Here is an 18,862-nt window from a genome sequence, read left to right as displayed (position 1 = left end):
CGGCGCCGGGCGCGCACCGCCGTCCCGCGACGGCGCTCAAAAGAACTCCTTGCGAATGTCGATGCTCGACCGCTGTCCGATGTTCCGGTAGTTCTCCGCGAGCCACGCTTCGGCCTCGCGCCGCCCGCTGTCGCGCAGGCTGCACAGGAAGTCCCAGTCCGCGTTGTACTTGCTGGACACGCTGAGCGCGCACATCTCCTCGTCGGACCGGATCGAATGGATCAGCATTTCCTTCATCTCGTCGCGCTTGACCTTGCCCTGCTGGATCAGCTCGGTCACGAACGCGATCGCGCGCATCTCGCGCATCAACGACGAGTTGAAGCTGATCTCGTTGATGCGGTTCAGGATGTCGGACGCCGTTCTCGGCACGCCGGGTCGAACGAGCGGATTGATGTGGACGATCACGACATCCTGCGTCTTGCAGTGGTAGATCAGCGGGTAAATCGCCGGATTGCCCATGTAGCCGCCGTCCCAGTAGTGCTGGCCGTCGATCGTGATCGCCTGGAACAGGGTCGGCACGCAGGCCGACGCCAGCACGGCTTCCGCGCACACGTCCTCGCCCGTGAAGATCCGGATCTTCCCCGTCTCGACATTGGTCGCGCTCAGGTAGAGATGGATCGGGCATTGCTTGCGCAGCGCGTCGAAGTCGACGTGACGCTCCAGCACTTCGCGCAGCGGATTCAGGTTGTGCGGATTGAACTGGTACGGCGAGAAGAGGCGCAGCACCATGTCGGCGAACGCATACAGCGGCGAATGATCGAGCCCGAAGCTGTGCGTCCCTTTGAGCCAGGGCGTCCAGCGCAGCGGATTGTATTGCTCGGCCGACGCCGCGATCGCGTGCCAGAAGTCGTGCAGCGCATCGCGTGCGCCCGACGCGCCGCCCAGCATCAGCCCGTAAGCCAGCACGGTTGCATTCATTGCACCCGCGCTGGTGGCGCTCACACCTTCGATCGCGAGCCGGCCGTCCTCGAGCAGGCGGTCCAGCACGCCCCATGTGAACGCGCCATGCATCCCGCCGCCCTGCAGCGCCAGCGCGACAGGCTTCGGTTCTTCGCCATCCGGGTGGTTGGTGTTCTTCGTGGTCATCGGATGCTCCGAGAAACCCCGCCATTGATGTCGGGGAGAAAAGGAGCGCCGTCGACAGACGGCATTCCTTCGTTAGCGTGGCGTTCGCCTGCGCTCACACGCATGCCGACGACACGTCGATGCACGTTGCGGCGCCGCTCGTTCACCCGCCGGTGGCCGACCATGACTCGAGCAATGCGCTGACTTCCTGCAGGTCCGCCGTATCGAAGCCCTCCGCAAAACCGGCATAGACGTCGGACAGCATCTTCCTTGCGTCGGCGGTTTCCCCCTGGCTCAGGCGCAACCGGGCAAGGTCCCGCACCGCACGCAGCTCGAACGAACGGGCGCCCTGTTCGCGCGCGATTTCGATCGCCTTGTGCAGGCAGCCTTCGGCCTCGTCCGCGCGGCGCGGTTCGCCGACGGCGATGCCGTCATCCTGCATGCCGAGCAGCAGCGCCGCCTTGAGCCGGTGCAGTTCGGCCTCGTAACAGCGCTCTCCGGACCGGTCTGCCATCGCGATCCCGTCGTCGATCGCGCACAGCCCCGCAGCCGTATCACCGGCCTTCCGGTAGCTGTCCGCGAGCAGCGCGAGGAAATACGAGCAGCTCATCGCGGCGCCCGTCGCGCGATACCCGTCGATGCCCGCGCGTATTTGCGCGATACCGGCGTCGACGCGGCCCTCCTCGCCCAACGCCCAACCGTGAAGCACCGCGCCCCACCCGAACCAGAACGGCAGACCCTGCTCGGTCGCGAGCGTCATCAGCACGTCGGCGCGCTCGCGGGTCAACGCGACCTCGCGCCGGAGCTGATGAAACTGCGCGGCGTAGGCGAGCGTCAATGCGAGCGTCGGGGCATTCGGCGTCTGCCGGGCGCGCGCGAGCACGGCCTGGCTGCGCTGGTTCGCCTGATCCGCGTAGCCCTGGTGCCACAGGGTCCACGCGAGGAAGCTCAGGCCGCGGATACCCGGATCGATCGCGACGGTCACGACCGGCTCCGGACGCGGCTGCGTGTCGAGCAGCGCAAGCGCGCGTTCCTGATGTGCGCGAGCCATGCCGAGGTCGCCTTCGAAGAACAGGCTGGCCGACAGCGCGAGATGGGCCTCCAGGAGCAGCCCCGGCTTGTGCGCGTGCCGCGCCATGCGCAGCAGCCGGTCGCCCAGTTCGCGCGCCGTGCGGTATTCCGCGCGCAGGTGGTAATACGTCCTCAATCCGATCAGTACCGGAAAGAGCTGCGACGTCTCGCCGGCCTGCTCGCACAGCGCGAGCGCACGCGTGTAGTTCGCCTCGACGTCCGGCGCGCCATAGCCGCGTACGGCCATCAACGCGGGCCCCAGCGCGAGCCGCAGCGTCAGCTCCTGATGCGCGCGCTCGGGCGTATCGGGCAAGCGTTCGAGCAATTCCAGCGCGGTGCCGAGGTGGCGCACCGCGTCGGGCTGCGCGGAATGCTGCAGCGCCTGTTGCCCGGTACGGTACAGATACTCGACCGCCTTCGACACGTTGCCGCTCAGCCGGTAGTGATGCGCGAGCTCGCTGCAGTAATCGGCGATCCGCATCGGGAACAGCGCCTCGATCGCCTGCGCGGTGCGCTCGTGCAGCGCGCTGCGCCGCTCGGTGAGCAGCGAATGGCCGGCGACTTCCTGCGTCAGCGCGTGCTTGAACGAATATTCGACTTCCGGAAACGCGGGCCGCTCGTAGATGAACTCCGCCGCGTTGAGCCGGGCGAGCAGTTGGCGCAGGTCGTCTTCGGTCTGCGCGACCTGCGGGTCGCAAATGCGACGGATCAGGCTGAACGGAAACTCCTTGCCGATCACCGCGAGCGTCTGCAGCAGCTCTTTTTCGTCGACCGCGAGCCGGTCGATGCGGGCGGCCAGCACGCCTTGCACGGTCGTCGGAATATGCAGCGCGGCCGGCGTCCGCACGATCCGGTAGCGGCCCGGTTCGCCGAGCAGCGACTGCTCCTCGACGAGCGTCTGCACCACTTCCTCCATGAAGAACGGATTGCCTTCCGTCATGTCGAGGATGCGCGTCTTGAGCGGCACGAGACCTGCGTCGTCGCCGAGCAGCGCAGTGAGCAGGCTCTGCGCCTCGGCCGGGCCCAGCGGTTCGAGCCGCAATCGCGAACAATGCCCGACGCCGTCCCGGATAGCCAGATACTCGGGCCGGTAGTTCACGAGCAGCAGGATCCGCGTGCCCGGCACGCGGTCGATCAGGCACGCGAGGAACGCCTCGGTCTCGCGATCGAGCCATTGCAGATCCTCGAACAGCAGCTCGATCGGCTGGTCGCGGCTCTCGCGCGTCAGCAACTGGATGATCGCGTCGAACGTGCGCTCGCGGCGGATTTGCGGATCCATTTCCGCAAGCACCGAGCCGGGTTCGCTCGCACCGAGCAGATACAGCAGGTATGGCACGAGCTCCTCGAAACCGCGCTCGAGCGTCAGCGCCTTGCCCATCACTTTCTCGCGGCAGTGTCGTTCGTCGTCCTGCGCGGTGATCTGGAAATAGTTCTTCAGCAGCTCGATCAGCGGCAGATAGGCGAACGCCTTGCCGTGCGACACCGAGAAGGTTTCGAGCACGAGACAGCCGCGCTGCGAACGCGCCTTGAATTCATGGAACAGCCGCGACTTGCCGACTCCGGCCTCGCCGACCACCGCGACCACCCGCCCGTGGCCCGCCTTCACGTCGTCCAGCGCACCGTGCAGGTGCTCCAGTTCGGCGTCGCGGCCGACGAACCGCGCGAGGCCGCGATGCGCGGACAGTTGCAGCCGCGTGCGCAACGCGCCGAGGCCCAGCACCTCGTACACCGACAGCGGCTCGGGAATGCCCTTGACCTGCGTCGCCCCGAGCGCCTTGAACTCGAAGTAGCCTTCCGCCAGCTTGTGCGTCGACTCGCTGACGAGGATCGATGACGGCGTCGCGATCCCTTCCATCCGCGACGCGATGTGGATCGTATGACCGACCGGATCGTAGTCGGTGTGCAGGTCGTCCGTGCGGATCGAGCGCACGACGACTTCGCCGGTGTGCACGCCAACGCGGATCTGCAGCGGGATGCCTTTTTCCAGACGAATCCGGTCGCCGTGGCGACGCATCGCGTCCTGCATCCGCAGTGCCGCGAACAGCGCACGCTGCGGGTGGTCCTCGTGGGCGATCGGCGCGCCGAACAGCGCGAGGATGCCGTCGCCGAGCGACTTCGCCACGTAGCCCTCGTAGTAGTGGACAGCCTCCATCATCAGCGCGACCACGGGCTCGATCAGGCGGTGCGCCTCTTCCGGGTCCAGATCGTGGATCAGCGCGGTGGAGCCGGCCATGTCCGCGAACAAAGCGGTGACGGTCTTGCGCTCGCCGGCGGTTTCGCCCCGCGCTTCCATCGCCGCATGCTCGGCGAGGATGCGCTCGGCGAGATGCTGCGGCGTGTAATGGATGGGCGCCGGCGGCGGCCCGGACACTGGCCGTGAATGCTGGTGTGTGTGCGGGTGCGGCACGTCGCGCGATTCGCCCAGTTGCGCGCCGCATTCGCTGCAGAATTTCGCGGTCGGGCCCGACTCATGGCCGCAGCGCGGACAGACGCGCGTCAGCATCGTGCCGCACGCCTCGCAGAAGCGAGCCCCGGCGGGATTGTCGAATCCGCAATGTGCGCAGCGCATACGCTCCTTCCCTTGCCCGGTGCCAGCTTTTAATCATTCTAGTGCTGTACCTGCTTGCGGCAAGGCGCGGGTCGAACACAACGCGCATCGGTGCGAGAAGTCGCACTCGCGCCCGCTTCTTACGCGCGCGGCGCCGCCTCGAGGTGGCGGAATGCTGACGGAAACCTGGGCGCGCGCGTCGTGGACCTACTCGCGCGGCGCAGGCTGGATCAGCCGCAATATCCGGTTGTCGTACGGCGACTGCACGACCTCCGCAATGCGAATGTCGGCTGCGGCAGGATGGAGAGGATTCAGCAGGTAGTTGTACGCATAAGGCACGACCGCGCTCGGCACCCGCAGCAACGCGCTCGGTTTCGTCTGCAGCCACTCGGTGCCGGCGCCCTTCGTCCAGTCGGGATTCGAGCGCCAATCGGCGGGCGCGTCGGACTCGGCAATCTCGGCAACGGCCACCGAATCGGGTACCTCCACACGCAGCAGTTGATACCCGTCAGGCAACTGCGTGACCGAACCGATTTCCAGGTGGACGAGCGTCTCGAGCAGCGCGAGCGCCGGATGCTCGGCGAGATAGACGACGGGCTGCCCGGCGAAATGCCAGCGTCCGCCGGCACGCAATCCGCCGATGCCCTTCAGGTCGGCGTAATTGCTGATCCGCCACAATGTCGTCAAGCGAAGTACCCCTCGTCGATCTGCGTGAGGGCCTCTTCGACTAGCCGCGCGCCGTGCTCGGTGCTTGCCATGTCGAGCGCGGTACGGCCGCCGAAGCGCTGGAGCGCGCTGCGCAGCCATGACATGGCCTTGTCCTGGTCGCCGAAGGTGGCCGACGCCTGCGCGACGATCCGCGCGAGACGGATGGCCTTGTCGGACTCTTCGGGAGACAGGCGCTCATGCGCCTGACGGCGGTGGCTCAGCGTTCGCCGCGGGATGATGAAGGCCAGTTCGTCCGACTTCAGACCGTGCTCGGACAACCGGTCGATCACGTCGACGTCGACGCGCGCGCTCGCCAGCTCGGCGAGATCGGCGCCCGAGCGGACGCGGACTGCCAGCAGCTCTTCGAGAATCGTGAATTCGGCCTGACGCGGGTGCGCGATGCCCGTCGGACGAAAAGCAATGGTGCTCATGACTCTTCCTCGGCAATTTGCCCAGTCATTATAGGCGTTTTGCCAACTCCGCGCGGGTCTGGCTCTGGTCTCGTGCGGATTCCTGCGGATTTCGTACCGATGCATCGCGTCGTCGCTCGCCGTCAACGCTGTCGAGGCGTCGCAGGATCGGTGCGAACCGGCGTCTGGCAGCCGGTTATGGGGGTTGGCGAATCGGAGATTCGCCGTCGCGGTGGGGAGGCGATCTTTCAGTATATAAAGTCGCTCCGCCCTGTCACCAGATTGTCACGTAACAACTCGTCAACTCATGAAGAGTTTGGCGGACGGCCTGCCGCCTCTTCTCGCGTCGGTGGCACCCACCCTCGGATTCTTCTCGACCGGACGCCGTTTGTCATTGCGTCCCGACGCATAAATAATCAGACAAAACACGATGATCTCCGCGGATCGCCCCGAATCGTTTACCCAGTTGCAATAATTTTTCGCTGAATTGCGTATTTCCGCCTGATAACGCGATCGCTACGATGCAATCAATCGCTGAACATCAAGAGTGAAGCGCTCATTCAACAGAACTGGAGGTCATCATGAAATCGTTCATCTACGCTGTCGTCGCCGCCACCGCACTGTCTGCCTCGTATGGCGCGTTCGCTCAATCGAATCAGGGGCAGCTGACTCGAGCCCAGGTGCGTGCGGAACTCGTCCAGCTCGAGCAGGCCGGGTACAAGCCCGAAGTAGCGGACCCCTATTACCCGCACGCGCTCCAGGCTGCGCAGGCGCACGTGTCGAATGCCGACGAAACCGGCTACGGCGCGCAATCCGCTGCAGGCGTTCGCGCGGGCCGCGTCATTGCGGTCAAGCAGGACGCTCGCGATTCGGTTTACTTCGGTCACTAAATCGACGTCGATCGATGCAGGATCTTCCCTGTAGCAAAGCCCGGAAAGGCTGTCGGGCCAATCCGGGCTCGCCGGCAAAGGCCCGCAGCGCACGTTCCCCTTGATTGCCACGAAAGTCGCGCAATCCAGGTCATATCACTGGGGGTCCCGTCCGCTCATATGCGGCAACCCGATCCCGGTGCAGTACATCGATTCGCACGCAAATAAGCCCGCGCTTACCAACGGTGCGTATAGCTGGCGGTCAGCACGGCGCCTGCGGCAGGCAGGCGGCTCGTGTTGTTGCTGTTGCGCATGAGCTGGCTATAGAGCGGCAGGTAGTATCGATTGAACAGGTTCTCGACGCCGACGGTCACGCGATCCTTTTTGGTGATCTGGTACCGCGAGATCAGGTCGACCGTCGTGTAGCTGCCGACGTCCATGCGCCCGAAACTGATCTTGTCGTTCAGCCGGTAGTCGCGCGCCGCATAGAACGTTGCCTGCAGGCGATTGCTCCAGCGCGAGTTCAGCCGGTACTCGACGTAGCCGGTGAGCTTGAGCGGCGGGATGCGGTAGCCGGTCATGTCCTGGAAGTTCGCGCTGTTCTGTGGCCGCTCGCGGCCTTGCAGGTAGGTGATCGTGCCACCCGCGCCCCACTTGTCGTCATCGGATACGTAGTCAACGGTCGCCTCGATGCCGGCGATGCGTTCGGCCGTGCGCGTCAGGATCAGTCCGTTGTTGAAGCTCTGCACGTCACCGAGTTCGGAAGTCGTATAGAAGAGCGCGAGCGTTCCGTCGGTGTGGTTGCCAAGGCTGCCGCGCCAGCCGATTTCATAGTTGTTGGTCTTGACCGGCTCGAGGCTCGACGAATGGATGTCGAAGCCAGCGGCGGCATTCCGCAGTTGCAAACCCACATCCGGCAACTGGAATCCCTGGCTGAACGATGCATAGAATTCCTGGCCACGCACCGGCGCGTACGCAACGCCGGCATTAAACAGCCACGCACCGTATCCGGTCGAGCCGCCCGGCACCGTGTATTTTTTCGCGAGCCGCAGCTGCGACAGCGGCACGAAATCGTCGAAGCTTGCACTCGCGTGCTCGTAGCGCACCCCCGCTTCCGCCGACCACTTGTCGTCGAATTTGTGCTGCAGCTGTGCAAATCCGCCGATGCTGCGCGTCGTCAGCGGCGGAAGATAGGTCAGCGTGCCGATCTTGCGATAGACGAGACCGCCGCTCGCATCATAGGCTGCCGGGGAGAAGACGTCGTCCGGCATATCGCTGCGTTCCTGGTTGAAGTCGGCACCCCACTGAAGCTTCGTGCGTCCGGCTCGGTCGAGCGGCGTCGTGATCGTCAGGCGGCTGCCAAACACCGTCGAGTCCTGCATGACCTGATCAATGTTATTGCCGCGTGTCGCAACTGCACGCGCATCGAACGGTGCAAAACGCGTGTAGTAGTTTCGGTAGTAGAACTGAGCGGCGACCTCGCTACCGAACACATCCTTGTTGTCATACCGCAGGTTGAGCATCGTGTTGCGGATGCGATTCTGGTCGTCGAGCTCGAGCCCGTCTTTTGCACGCGCGACCGCCGTGCCCGCCGGCAGTTTCGCGACCGCCGGATCGCTCGCGTAATGCGTGTCCTGCCTGGCGTCATAGTGGCTCGCAGAGAATACGATGCGCTGATTCGCATCGATCCGGAATCCAAGCTAGCCTTCGACGTTATACACATTCGAATCGAACAAGTCGCCCTGGCTCGGTTCCGGCGCAATGCGGTGGCCGCGCGCGTCGTACGAACTGCCGATATGTTGTCCGCTTGCATTGAACTCATACTCGACGGGCCCGTGACTGCCCGCGAAGTACTGCTGCATGGTGCCGCCGAGACCGCCGCTACCCAGATGCGACAGCGGTGACGTCATCGAAAATGTCGTCTCTGCACGCGGCTCGCCCCCGGGCTACCGGGTCGTGATCGACACGATGCCGCCCGTCGCGCCGGCACCGTAAACCGCGCTGCTGCCGCGCAGAACTTCGACTTTCTCGATGTTGTTCGGATCGACGTTCGCCAGGTTGCGCGCCGAATCGCGATTCGTATTCAGCGGCACGCCGTCGACCAATACGAGAATGTTCCGGCCACGAAGGGTCTGGCCATAGTCGGTGATCGTATGGCTCGAATCGGCCATGCCGGGCACGGCCTTGCTCAACACTGTCGCGAGGTTGTTCGACCCGGCTTCGAGGTCACGCAACGCCTCGCGACCGATCACGGTGATCTGCCGAGTCGGCCGAACGAGATCGCTGTGAGTTCGGTCGCCCGATACCTGGATTGCGGCCAGTTCCACGGGTTCCGCGGCACGACTCGCGCCAGCATCGGCTCGCGGCGATGCGGCAGCCGATGCCGGCGAGGCGGGCGCGGCGCCCTCGACCGTGAAGATATTTTTGCCGGTTGGCCGCGCATGCAGCCCCGACCCCTTCAACAATTGATCGAGCGCCGCCGACGCGGACATCTTGCCTTTTACCGCATGGCTTGTTCGCGGCTCGGCGCTCGACGTGGAAAACAGCAACTGCGCGTTCGACTGACGCGCAAAAGTAGTCAACGCGCGGTCCAGACGCTGTGCCGGAATGTCGAACGACAACACTTCCGCACCCTGCCCCGATGCGTGACCCGACAGACAGCCGCATGCAACCTCGACGCACACGATGCGCCCGGCACCCGGATGGCGCCCAGTAACCCCCATACCCCCGCTCCTCGCTTGAATCGGAATGAATCGATGACTCTTACGAGGATTGCCGGATGAGCCCGCCGCTTTGTTGACGTCCGGACGAAAACTATTTGCCTGACGAATGCGGCGATCAACGGGGAATGGGCGGAGTCGCGGTGCGAGCCTGTCACATTGTTACGAGATGAGTGAGCATCACGCCCAAAATGATAATGATTCGCAGCACGACGCCTCCCCCGCGCAGATCGAGCGCGTTTGCGCATAGAATTCCGGCGTGGTGGGCCCCGGGCGAAGCGGTTGCGGAAGCGGATGCGAGCGGATCATCGAGGTCTCCGCGCAAGCCCCGATCGCCGTCGCACGCGCTGGCCCGACTCGATGCTGTATTCATGCGCATTCTCAACAAGGAGCGGTTTCATGTCTCAAACACCCGGATCCATGATCACGTTTCGCCGCCCGGATGGCCAGGAACTGCAGGGCTACCTGGCCACGCCGGAAAAGACCGAGGGCGCACCCGCGGTCGTCGTCATCCAGGAATGGTGGGGCCTGAATGACCAGATCCGCGGCGTCGCGGATCGCCTCGCGCGGTGCGGGTATTTCGCGCTCGTACCCGACCTGTTTCGCGGGAAATCGACGGTCGAGGAAGCCGAGGCGCATCACCTGATGACCGGGCTCGACTTCGGCGACGCTGCGTCGCAGGACATTCCCGGCGCAGTGCAATACCTGAAGACGCGCGCCGCGCGCGTCGCCGTAACGGGATTCTGCATGGGTGGCGCGCTCACGCTGCTGTCGCTGCAGTTCGCGGACGTGGACGCCGGCGTCACGTGGTACGGCCTCCCGCCGCTCGACTACATCGATCCGTCGAAAATCAAGGCCCCGCTGATGGGCCACTGGGCGACGCAGGATGCGTTCTTCACGATCGACCAGGTCGACGCGCTGGAGAAGAAGCTCGGCGATGCGAGCGTCGGCTTCGAGTTCCACCGCTACCTCGCGCATCACGCCTTTGCGAACGAAACGGCTGTCGGCCCCGCGCGTATTGCGGCAACGCAGTTCGATCCGGTGTGGTCGCAGTGGGCGTGGGACCGCACGCTCACGTTCCTGGGCCGCACGCTGCGGACCGAAACGGGCAAGTAAGCTAGCAAATGAGCGAGCAAATAAGCGCGCCAACGCGCGCATGATCGCACTCTGCCGGCGCTGTGGAAGCGACCGGCGGAGCGCGATCCGGCCAATCCGCATCATCAGCCGCGGCGGGAGCGAAGGAGAATTTCGTCAGGACAACGGAATGACATCGACTTCCGCAGCACGACCACTCATGCGTGGTGCTTCGCGCACAGCGCTGCCTCGTCGGCGGCCAGCATCTCCGGCACGCATTCGCGCAGGAAATCCACGAACGTCCGGATCTTTGCGTCGAGGTACTGGCGTGACGCATACAGCGTGTAGACGGTCAGCTGCTGCAAGCGGTACTCGGGCAGCACGCGAACCAGCGCACCGCTGCTCAGCGCGGGCAACGCGGTCGACATCGGCAGCGAGCCGATCCCGAGCCCCGCGCGCAGCGCGGCGCCGAGCGCATCTGCAATATTGACCTGGAAATCGGGCTGCGGCAGCTCGAACGTCTCGCGGCCATTGGGCCCGTCGAGATGCCATCGCTCGCGCGAGAACACGGGCGTGACGATCTGCAGGCACGCGTGCCCTTCGAGCTCCTTGACCGTCGTCGGCGTACCGCGTTCGCGCAGATACGCGGGCGACGCGCACAGCACGCTATGCACGGCGCCGAGCCGCTGCGATACGAGACCCGAATCGGGCAGCTCGGTCGTGCTCAGTTGCAGCGACACGTCGTAGCCTTCGTCGATGATGTCGGGAATGTGCTGCGATAGCGTCAGTTCGACCGCCACCGCCGGATAGCGCTGCCGATAGCGCACGACCGCCGGCACCACGTAGGCCTGCCCGAAGCTCGTCGTCGCGTGCACGTGCAGCCGGCCCGACGGCTTGGCCTGCGCGTCCGCCGCTTCCGCTTCGGCCTCGTCGATATACGCGAGCACCCGCTGGCACCGGTCGAGATAGCGCTGCCCCGCGTCGGTCAGCGCGATGCGGCGCGTGCTGCGATTGAGCAGGCGCGTACGCAGGTGCGTCTCGAGCTGGGCGACCGAGCGCGACGCATACGCTGTCGTGATGTCCAGGCGCTGGGCGGCACTCGTGAAGCTGCCTTCCTCCGCGACGCGGACAAATATGCGCATCATCTGTAGCGTATCCATCGACATGTCCCCGGGAATGAGATCGCCTCGCAATGTGCGGACCCGGCGCATCGCGACACGCGAGCCCCGGTCGTTCCTGTATCGTCGCAGCGCGAGCGATGCAACGCAAGATGCCGTCACCGCCGCTGCGGCGCCCGCCGAATCCGCATGCGCGCCGATCACGCCGGTGACATCCGCTCCAGTACGAATGGTGCGGAACAGTACAGCACCGTCCAGGGCATGTCCAGTTCCGCATGCCCGACGCGCGCCCAACCGCCAGCCGTGGCGGCGGCACATCGCGTCGTCACTGCGACGTGCCGATCCGGAAGCGCACATCGGGGCAACACAGGCATTGCTCGACCGGAGTCCTTAAGGATTGGCCAGCGCCGCACATCACGCACCTCCACCCGCTTCGCGAACGCAACGCGTGCCCAGTCCGGAAACAGAATCGCTCGTTACGCGCGCACCGGCACATCGAACGGATCCCGCAGCACGATCGTGTCGTCGCGCTCCGGCCCGGTCGTGATCAGCGCGACCGGCACGCCCGCGACCGCTTCGACGCGTTCGACGAAGCGGCGCGCCGCCGCCGGCAGATCGCCGAGCTGCCGCTTGCCCTTGACCGCTTCCGTCCAGCCGTCGAACTGCTCGTAAACCGGTTTCGCGCGGGATTGCGCAGCGAGGCTCGCGGGCAGATGCTCGACGCGCAACCCGTCGAGTTCGTATCCGACGCAGAGGCGGATCGTGTCGAATCCGTCCAGCACATCCAGCTTGGTCAGTGCCAGCGAATCGATCCCGGACACCTTCACGGCCTGCCGAAGCTGCGCGCCGTCGAGCCACCCGCAGCGGCGCGGCCGGCCGGTATTGACGCCAAACTCGCGGCCGCATTCCCGCAGCCGGAGGCCGATCGCGTCGTCGAGCTCGGTCAGGAACGGCCCGCCGCCGACGCGCGTCGCATACGCCTTGGTCACGCCCAGCACGTGCCCGAGCTTCGACGCGCCGAGCCCCGTGCCAGCCGCGGCCGCCGATGCGACGGTGCCCGACGACGTCACGTACGGATACGTGCCCCAGTCGATGTCCAGCATCACGGCCTGCGACCCTTCGAACAGGATCTTCCTGCCCGCGTCATGCGCGTCATTCAGGTCGGCCCACACCGGACGGACGAACGGCAGCACCTGTGGCGCGAGCTCGACGAGCGTCGACAGCATCGCATCGCGGGAATATTCGTCGAGCCCCACGCCCCGGAACCACGCGTTGTGATGATCGAGCAGCGCATCGAGCTTGTTCGCGAGCGTCTCGGGCTCGGCCAGATCGCCGACGCGCAGCCCGCGGCGGCCGACCTTGTCTTCGTAGGCCGGGCCGATCCCGCGCAGCGTGGTGCCGATCGGCTCGCGACGCAGCTTCTCCTGCGCCGCATCGATGGCCCGATGGACCGGCAGCACGAGCGTCGCGTTCTCGGCGATCGACAGGTTATCCGGCGTCACGGCCAGCCCGAGCTGCGCAACGCGGTCGATCTCGGCGAGCAGCGCCTCCGGATCGAGCGCGACGCCATTGCCGATCACGCCGCGCTTGCCGCGCACGAGGCCGCTCGGCAGCAGCGCGAGCTTGTAGGTCTTCCCGTCGACGACCAGCGTGTGGCCCGCATTGTGGCCGCCGTTGTAACGCGCGACGATGTCGGCCTGCCCGGCGAGCCAGTCCACCAGACGCCCCTTGCCCTCGTCGCCCCATTGGGCGCCCACCACCACGACATTCGGCATGCTCCGCTCTCCATGTGAGAAATTTCGACACATTCCGGCCCGTCTGGCCGTTTGTGTGCCATATTGGCGGAGCCGCTCGCGGCGATCAAACGATTAAACCTGAGGCATCGCGTGAGTTTATTTGACGCGAATGGACACCATGCGATGAGCCGGAAACTTCCACCGTTGAATTCCCTGCGCGCGTTCGAGGCTGCTGCGCGGCTCGGCAGCTTCACGCTGGCCGCCGACGAGCTGTGCGTGACGCACGGTGCCGTCAGCCGGCATGTCCAGCAGCTCGAGGCCTGGCTCGGACGGCCGCTGTTCGAGCGCCACAACCGGCGTGTTGAGCTGACCGACGCCGGGCGCGCGTATCTCGCCGAAATCGGCGCCGCGTTCGACCGCATCGCGCTCGCCACCGCACAGCAGCTTCAGCGCGGTCCGCTGCAGGTGCTGCGCGTCAGCGCGCCGGCCACGTTTTCGCTGCGCTGGCTCGTGCCGCGGCTGTCGTCGTTCCAGGTCGCCCATCCGAACATCGAGGTGCGGCTGTCCACGTCGAACGAACCGATCGAAAAACTGCGCGACAAGGTCGACCTGATCATTCGCGGCGGTCCGCAAACCATAGATGGGTACGTTGCCGACGAATTTCTTTCCGAAGTCCGCCTGCCGGTGTGTTCGCCGAAGCTGCTCGAAGGGAAGACGCTGCGCAAACCGGCGGACCTCGCCGATTTCACGCTGCTGCACGCGGCGACCTACCCCGGAATGTGGCCGGAATGGCTGGCGGCGGTCGGGCAGGCACAGCTCACGCCGCGGCATTCGCTGACGCTCGAGCATTTCTACCTGACGCTGCAGGGGGCGCTCGACGGGCTTGGCATTGCGATGGGGCCGATCGCGCTCGTTGCCGACGATGTCGCCGAAGGCCGGCTCGTGCAGCCGTTCAAGGAACCGGCGTTGCCGCCGTGGCGATACTTCACCTATGTCGCCGCTGCGCGCGCGGAGGACGGTGCCGTGCGTGCATTCAAGGACTGGCTGGAACGGGCGGGGAACGCGGCGGCGCCGCGCGACGAATGACGCACGCTCGAGCTGCGTGTCGTCGATAGCGGCGCGGCCACGTGCAGCGCGCGCGACATCACGAGCGAGCTGGAGATCCAGCCCATGTCGCCGGCCGCCAGAACATCTCGCCCCGCTTCGTGTTGAAGCGCACGGCCGAATCGCGCGCGATCGTCAACGGGGAGCCCACGTGCGTGTGCACAGCGCCCTTTCGGCTTGCCGGATATTGCGAACCGGCAAGCTGCGGTCACCTTCACACGATCCGCATCACTTCGTCGTTCGTCACGCGGGTGGCCCTGAAACCGTTGGCCGGATGACCGGTATCCGAGTAGCCGAACGAGATCCCGCATACCAGATGCCGTTCGTCTCCGATCCCGAAGTAGGCCCGGATGAATCGCGCGTGCTGCGCGAGCGCGCCTTGCGGCGCCGTCGCAACGCCGTATGCCTGCGCCGCCAGCAAGAACGCGCCGACAAACGCGCCACAATCGATCGCGCCGTAGGTGCCGAGCTCCGCGGGCGTCGTCAGGATCGCCACGTGCGGTGCGCCGAACATCCTGAAGTTCTCGAAGCTCTGCCGCGCGCGCCCTTCCTTGTCGCTTCGTTCGATACCGAGCGCGTTGTAGAGCGCATAGCCCACTTCGCGCCGGCGCTCGGCGTACGGACCGCGATATTCGTCGGGAAACGGAAAATCGGAATCGATTTCCGGATGCGTCTCCGCGTGCTCGACGAGCGCGCGGCGGAATCGCTCGGTCGCGTCGGCCGACGTGACGACCAGATGCCACGGCTGCACGTTGCACCACGATGCCGTGCGCTTCGCGATGTCGACGATGCCGGCGATCACGTCGTCCGGCACGGGATCCGGACGGTACGCACGACACGTGTGGCGTGCGGACAGCAGGCGATTGAGTGTCGCGGCATCGGATGCGGATTCCGTACCTGAATACGTGCGATCGATGTGATGTTGCATCGTCTCCTCCTTTCGACATGATCGGCATGACGCGAAGAACGACATATACCATACAGTCGTAAGTTAGATTGAGAGCGGGACAATGTCGAGACGCGGGTGCCAATCGGCATGAATCGCGCGACACATGCCGCGAATGCTTCGGCCCGCGTCAGTGAAACGCGGAGACCTGGACGGCGTTCGCGCACCCCAGCCAGCGGGTTCCGGGAAAATCATGCCGGAACGACACAGGCTGTAGACATCCAAAGGATAACGAAGGTTTTGTCAGGACGTGCGGCTGCCGGCTCGGCAACCTGTCCTGGTGAGATGCGATGTGCAGGACATCACGAATTGGAGCGGGCGATACGCGATGCGAATCGCGTATCGCCCTGGCATGACTTACTGGCTCGCGCCGGCCGCAGCGCCTGCCTTCTTCTCAGCATCCTGAAGATTCTGTGGATAGTTCGGGTCATTGACCGCCGGCTTGTATCCGGCGTCTTCGAGTTTCTTCAGCTCGGCGGTATTCTTTGCCCGCGCCGCCTTGCGTTCGGCCTTGTGCTGCGCGCGTGCCTCCTTGCGCGCCTGACTCTTCGCCGCCTTCGCAGCCGCCTTCGCGTCCTGCGTGGCAGGCTCGCTTGCCGTCGTCTGCGCGAACGACGAGGCCGTCCCGCCGATCAGGAAAGCTGCGGCAGCAGCAACAAGCGTGAACCTTCTGAATTGGATTCGCATCGCTGAACTCTCTATTCTGTTTGTTACGGTTTGACGTACGTAGAGATACCGCCCCTGCCCCCGATGCGAGCATGGCTCAATCGGGGCTTCTGAATCATAACCGTGTTGCAGCGCGAGTGGCGACATCGAGATCGGTCGTCGGGGCATTTACGGATGTCGTCCGCGATGCATGCGCGTGCGCGATGCGCCCGGTCCCAATGCGCCCATCCATCACATGTATTCACACACAGTGGCTCATGTGCCATATGCGCGAGACATTGCTCGCGTGTTGCATGACGTGTCGTACGTTCGACCGCGTGGCGCGCGGTGCGCGAAGCTGCTTGAAGATCGAGGATGGCCGAGCGCATGCGTTCGGCATCGCTTGAAGATAGTGTTTCAATGCACGGTACGTGCTCGCGACGCGCGACGTTTCATTGCAGATCCAGTGTATCCCCGTCCGATGCGGCATCGATTGCCTTCAGCAATCCGTCCCGGCCACCATGCGTCTCCATCCATCGCAGAACGCGACAGGCAGCGTCAGCGTAGATCATCCGGTCTTTGCCAGCGCGCGGCCCCCATTCGGCTGGACTCGATGGGAGCGAACTCTCGCTATCTCGCACACAACGCTCGGCCGGTGTCGTTCCAGCGTTCAGGTACCGGTTGTCGTCCGAGACAATGACGGCGACGCCTTCGTCGAACCAGGCGGGCATGACTCCATTGGCCAATTTCCACCAGCCAATCCGCCGATGTAACTCTACATGCGAGAACTCGTGCGCCAGAATTGTAGGCGTCTGGCCGCGAGGCGAAACTCGAGTAATCGTCCCAAGCGGTGTTATGGACGTAGACGCAAGAGCACCACGTCCCCCCATGCGTCTGTCGCATTCATCCGTAGAACAGGCAACGATAGTCGGCGCGCGGTCGAACGTGCCGTAAAACCCTCGGACCCGAGTTTCAGCCTCCATCGCATTTGTTGATAACGCGTCTCGTATCTTGGCGGGCATTTCCCGATCAACGATGAGCCCGGGTCCCGCGCGCTCCATTCCGAAGCATGCGGTACAAATAGTGGCGGTGACGCCAAGATAGCCGTAAGCGACGAGACCGGAAGTCATCACCGCGGACAGGATGATTCCGATGACTGCGCGCTTGATCCAGCGATTGGCATATGTCATGACTGTTGTCCGAACGGGCGAGTCAACTGGGTTCGCGGCTATTGTAGTTGCACGACGGCAGTGTCTGTTGGCACGGTATTGCCTCACGTAAGAATTAGCGCGCCGTCGTGGGCATGTTCCAAGGCATATGCGCAAGTCAGGAACGATTTCCTGATACTTTCAGGCTGTGTTACAGCGGACAACCGGCGACGGGAGCGTCATCGAAAAGCGCTACGCCCGATATTGCATCACCGAAAGCGGAACGGATCTGTGCGACGTCGGCAGGCTCGACGAGATCGACCGCGCGGCCTACGGTTTCCGCCGGGCTTTGCTTGCGGCCACGGATGCGGCGCGTGCACGGCGAAGCCCTGAGAGATCGCCTGCTGGCCGACCTTCCGCCTGACGTTGCCTTGATGCACAGCTGGATCATCGATCCTGATGGCGCACTGACGCTGGTGCCCTTTGAGGCGTTGCCAGGCGCGGACGGGCACCCGCTCGTCGAGCGCCGCAGCATGCGCTACGTGACCACACTCACCCAGCTCGTGAAGGACAAGGCCGACCCGCGCAACGCCAGTCCCGCCTGCGTAGTCGCCAACCTCGCCTACACGTCTCCCGTTGGGGCCGCGGGACAGGAACCCAACGGAGCCGGCTGGCGGCTTTCGAGCGGAAGCCTGACCAGAGGAAGCGTAACCGTGCCGGAGTTGGCCGATACTGCGCTTGAAGCGGACGCCGTGCGAGCCAGTCTCGAGGGAATGCATATCAGGGTCGGCATGTTTGAAGGTGCCGCTGCCACGCCAGCTGCGTTGCTGGATCTGCGTGCATCCCCGGCGATCCTGCATGTCGCCAGCCATGCCGCACTTTTCGACACGCAGTTCGACCGGGCGACCGATCACACCACCCCCGCCTTCGACAACATGAGTGGCATCATCGTGCCAGGACGCAGAGCCGGCCTGGTCCTGTCGGGCACTTCCCGCCCCTCCCTCATGTTCGCCTCTGATATCGCACCGCTTCCTCTTGGCGCGACGCAGCTTGCGGTCTTCTCAGGCTGCAATACCGGCAACGGCGACATTGACCTGGGCGAGGGTGTCTCCAGCCTGCGGCGCTCCCTGGAAGAGGCCGGCGCGGCAAGTACCGTCACATCGGCTGTGGCCCGTCCCGAGTCAGGCCACCACCGCGCTGATGGCGGCATTCTATCGCGTCCTGGCGAAGGGAGAGCCCAAAGGTGAGGCGCTTCGACAGGCGAAGATCGCGCTTCGTGACGCAGGTATCCCGCCGTCTGGCTGGGCCGGATTCCTTCTGGCGGGCGATGACACGCCCCTGCATTCCGCTTGATCTAGTACAACATCCTGTAAATAGATTGAATAATTAATGGGCTCGGTCATCATCTCTGGATGAGCCGAGGCCGCCATGCAACGCCAGTGAAGCTGGCGAATAAAGAACGACAGGAACTGCGATCGCTGATCGAGCGGAAGACGGCCACGCAGCGAGACGTGATGCGGGCGCGGATCGCGTTGTGGGCCCACGAGGGCCACTCCAATACGGTGATTGCGCAGGAGCTGGGTGTCTCGGTGCAAACGGTCTGCCTGTGGCGCAAGCGCATTGCCCGGCAAGGTGCCCAAGGTATTCGCGAAGGCGAGCGCAGTGGCCGTCCACCACGCATCACACACGAAGCGCGACTG

The 18,862-nt window shown here is 64.7% G+C and carries 15 protein-coding genes and 1 pseudogene; 6 read left to right on the top strand and 10 right to left on the bottom strand.

Translation table 11 applies throughout. The annotated features are described in order from the left end of the window. Positions 1 to 36: 36 nt before the first annotated feature. The 4 genes from DID96_RS30175 to DID96_RS30160 all read right to left on the bottom strand — a co-directional run bounded on the left by DID96_RS30175 (position 37) and on the right by DID96_RS30160 (position 5,823). Positions 37 to 1,086, bottom strand: coding sequence for a patatin-like phospholipase family protein (locus DID96_RS30175; RefSeq protein WP_124602887.1), 1,050 nt, complete (start codon positions 1,084 to 1,086; stop codon positions 37 to 39). Positions 1,087 to 1,228: 142 nt separating this feature from the next. Then, positions 1,229 to 4,705, bottom strand: coding sequence for an adenylate/guanylate cyclase domain-containing protein (locus DID96_RS30170; RefSeq protein ID WP_124602886.1), 3,477 nt, complete (start codon positions 4,703 to 4,705; stop codon positions 1,229 to 1,231). A 186-nt stretch (positions 4,706 to 4,891) separates the two neighbouring features. After that, entirely contained in the window at positions 4,892 to 5,371 is a 480-nt protein-coding gene (locus DID96_RS30165; protein WP_124602885.1) for an RES family NAD+ phosphorylase, read from the bottom strand. Further along, positions 5,368 to 5,823 carry an antitoxin Xre/MbcA/ParS toxin-binding domain-containing protein gene (locus DID96_RS30160; RefSeq protein ID WP_124602884.1) on the bottom strand — a complete coding sequence of 152 codons (456 nt, stop codon included), beginning with the start codon at positions 5,821 to 5,823 and terminating at the stop codon, positions 5,368 to 5,370. The genes DID96_RS30165 and DID96_RS30160 overlap by 4 nt, the downstream gene beginning before the upstream one ends. A gap of 560 nt (positions 5,824 to 6,383) precedes the next feature. Here DID96_RS30160 and DID96_RS30155 point away from each other — a divergent pair. Continuing rightward, a complete protein-coding gene (locus DID96_RS30155) occupies positions 6,384 to 6,692 on the top strand; it encodes a DUF4148 domain-containing protein (RefSeq protein WP_124602883.1) in 309 nt (102 codons plus the stop codon). A 215-nt stretch (positions 6,693 to 6,907) separates the two neighbouring features. On the opposite strand, the pseudogene DID96_RS30150 reads toward DID96_RS30155, so the two are convergent. Continuing rightward, a pseudogene (locus DID96_RS30150) lies at positions 6,908 to 9,394 on the bottom strand (TonB-dependent siderophore receptor). Between the two features lie 396 nt (positions 9,395 to 9,790). On the opposite strand from DID96_RS30150, the gene DID96_RS30145 reads away from it, so the two are divergent. Then, positions 9,791 to 10,507 (top strand): dienelactone hydrolase family protein, encoded by a 717-nt coding sequence (locus DID96_RS30145; RefSeq protein ID WP_124602882.1) that lies wholly within the window; start codon positions 9,791 to 9,793, stop codon positions 10,505 to 10,507. 176 nt (positions 10,508 to 10,683) lie between these two features. Here DID96_RS30145 and DID96_RS30140 read toward each other — a convergent pair whose 3' ends face one another. Next, positions 10,684 to 11,625 (bottom strand): LysR family transcriptional regulator, encoded by a 942-nt coding sequence (locus DID96_RS30140; RefSeq protein ID WP_124602881.1) that lies wholly within the window; start codon positions 11,623 to 11,625, stop codon positions 10,684 to 10,686. 434 nt (positions 11,626 to 12,059) lie between these two features. After that, complete coding sequence (locus tag DID96_RS30135; RefSeq protein WP_124602880.1) at positions 12,060 to 13,358, bottom strand: adenylosuccinate synthase; 1,299 nt, start codon at positions 13,356 to 13,358, stop codon at positions 12,060 to 12,062. Positions 13,359 to 13,502: 144 nt separating this feature from the next. Between DID96_RS30135 and gcvA the strand changes: the two genes are divergently transcribed. Beyond that, positions 13,503 to 14,405, top strand: a complete 903-nt coding sequence (gene gcvA, locus DID96_RS30130; RefSeq protein ID WP_124602879.1) for a transcriptional regulator GcvA — start codon at positions 13,503 to 13,505, stop codon at positions 14,403 to 14,405. A 232-nt stretch (positions 14,406 to 14,637) separates the two neighbouring features. Here the strand turns inward: gcvA and DID96_RS30125 are convergent, their stop codons facing one another. The 3 genes from DID96_RS30125 to DID96_RS30115 form a co-directional block, all read right to left on the bottom strand. Next, a complete protein-coding gene (locus tag DID96_RS30125) occupies positions 14,638 to 15,351 on the bottom strand; it encodes a nitroreductase (protein ID WP_124602878.1) in 714 nt (237 codons plus the stop codon). Positions 15,352 to 15,726: 375 nt separating this feature from the next. Beyond that, positions 15,727 to 16,056, bottom strand: coding sequence for a DUF4148 domain-containing protein (locus DID96_RS30120; RefSeq protein WP_124602910.1), 330 nt, complete (start codon positions 16,054 to 16,056; stop codon positions 15,727 to 15,729). 410 nt (positions 16,057 to 16,466) lie between these two features. Beyond that, entirely contained in the window at positions 16,467 to 17,204 is a 738-nt protein-coding gene (locus DID96_RS30115; RefSeq protein WP_124602877.1) for a hypothetical protein, read from the bottom strand. A gap of 332 nt (positions 17,205 to 17,536) precedes the next feature. On the opposite strand from DID96_RS30115, the gene DID96_RS30110 reads away from it, so the two are divergent. The 3 genes from DID96_RS30110 to DID96_RS30100 all read left to right on the top strand — a co-directional run. Next, complete coding sequence (locus DID96_RS30110) at positions 17,537 to 18,409, top strand: CHAT domain-containing protein (RefSeq protein ID WP_185732409.1); 873 nt, start codon at positions 17,537 to 17,539, stop codon at positions 18,407 to 18,409. Further along, complete coding sequence (locus DID96_RS39625; RefSeq protein ID WP_124602875.1) at positions 18,363 to 18,515, top strand: CHAT domain-containing protein; 153 nt, start codon at positions 18,363 to 18,365, stop codon at positions 18,513 to 18,515. The genes DID96_RS30110 and DID96_RS39625 overlap by 47 nt, the downstream gene beginning before the upstream one ends. A gap of 86 nt (positions 18,516 to 18,601) precedes the next feature. After that, on the top strand, positions 18,602 to 18,862 hold a 261-nt coding region (locus DID96_RS30100; protein WP_260464046.1), incomplete at its 3' end, for a helix-turn-helix domain-containing protein.

Source organism: Burkholderia sp. Bp8963 (assembly GCF_003854275.1).
Taxonomy (GTDB): domain Bacteria; phylum Pseudomonadota; class Gammaproteobacteria; order Burkholderiales; family Burkholderiaceae; genus Burkholderia.
This window is presented reverse-complemented; position numbering and strand designations above follow the sequence as displayed.

Bases quoted from the DNA above. Each gene is read 5' to 3' on its own strand.
- DID96_RS30135 (WP_124602880.1), bottom strand. From the start codon at position 13,358: ATGCCGAATGTCGTGGTGGTGGGCGCCCAATGGGGCGACGAGGGCAAG.
- DID96_RS39625 (WP_124602875.1), top strand. From the start codon at position 18,363: ATGGCGGCATTCTATCGCGTCCTGGCGAAGGGAGAGCCCAAAGGTGAG.
- DID96_RS30170 (WP_124602886.1), bottom strand. From the start codon at position 4,705: ATGCGCTGCGCACATTGCGGATTCGACAATCCCGCCGGGGCTCGCTTC.
- DID96_RS30175 (WP_124602887.1), bottom strand. From the start codon at position 1,086: ATGACCACGAAGAACACCAACCACCCGGATGGCGAAGAACCGAAGCCT.
- DID96_RS30125 (WP_124602878.1), bottom strand. From the start codon at position 15,351: ATGCAACATCACATCGATCGCACGTATTCAGGTACGGAATCCGCATCC.
- gcvA (WP_124602879.1), top strand. From the start codon at position 13,503: ATGAGCCGGAAACTTCCACCGTTGAATTCCCTGCGCGCGTTCGAGGCT.
- DID96_RS30120 (WP_124602910.1), bottom strand. From the start codon at position 16,056: ATGCGAATCCAATTCAGAAGGTTCACGCTTGTTGCTGCTGCCGCAGCT.
- DID96_RS30155 (WP_124602883.1), top strand. From the start codon at position 6,384: ATGAAATCGTTCATCTACGCTGTCGTCGCCGCCACCGCACTGTCTGCC.
- DID96_RS30140 (WP_124602881.1), bottom strand. From the start codon at position 11,625: ATGGATACGCTACAGATGATGCGCATATTTGTCCGCGTCGCGGAGGAA.
- DID96_RS30160 (WP_124602884.1), bottom strand. From the start codon at position 5,823: ATGAGCACCATTGCTTTTCGTCCGACGGGCATCGCGCACCCGCGTCAG.
- DID96_RS30145 (WP_124602882.1), top strand. From the start codon at position 9,791: ATGTCTCAAACACCCGGATCCATGATCACGTTTCGCCGCCCGGATGGC.
- DID96_RS30115 (WP_124602877.1), bottom strand. From the start codon at position 17,204: ATGACATATGCCAATCGCTGGATCAAGCGCGCAGTCATCGGAATCATC.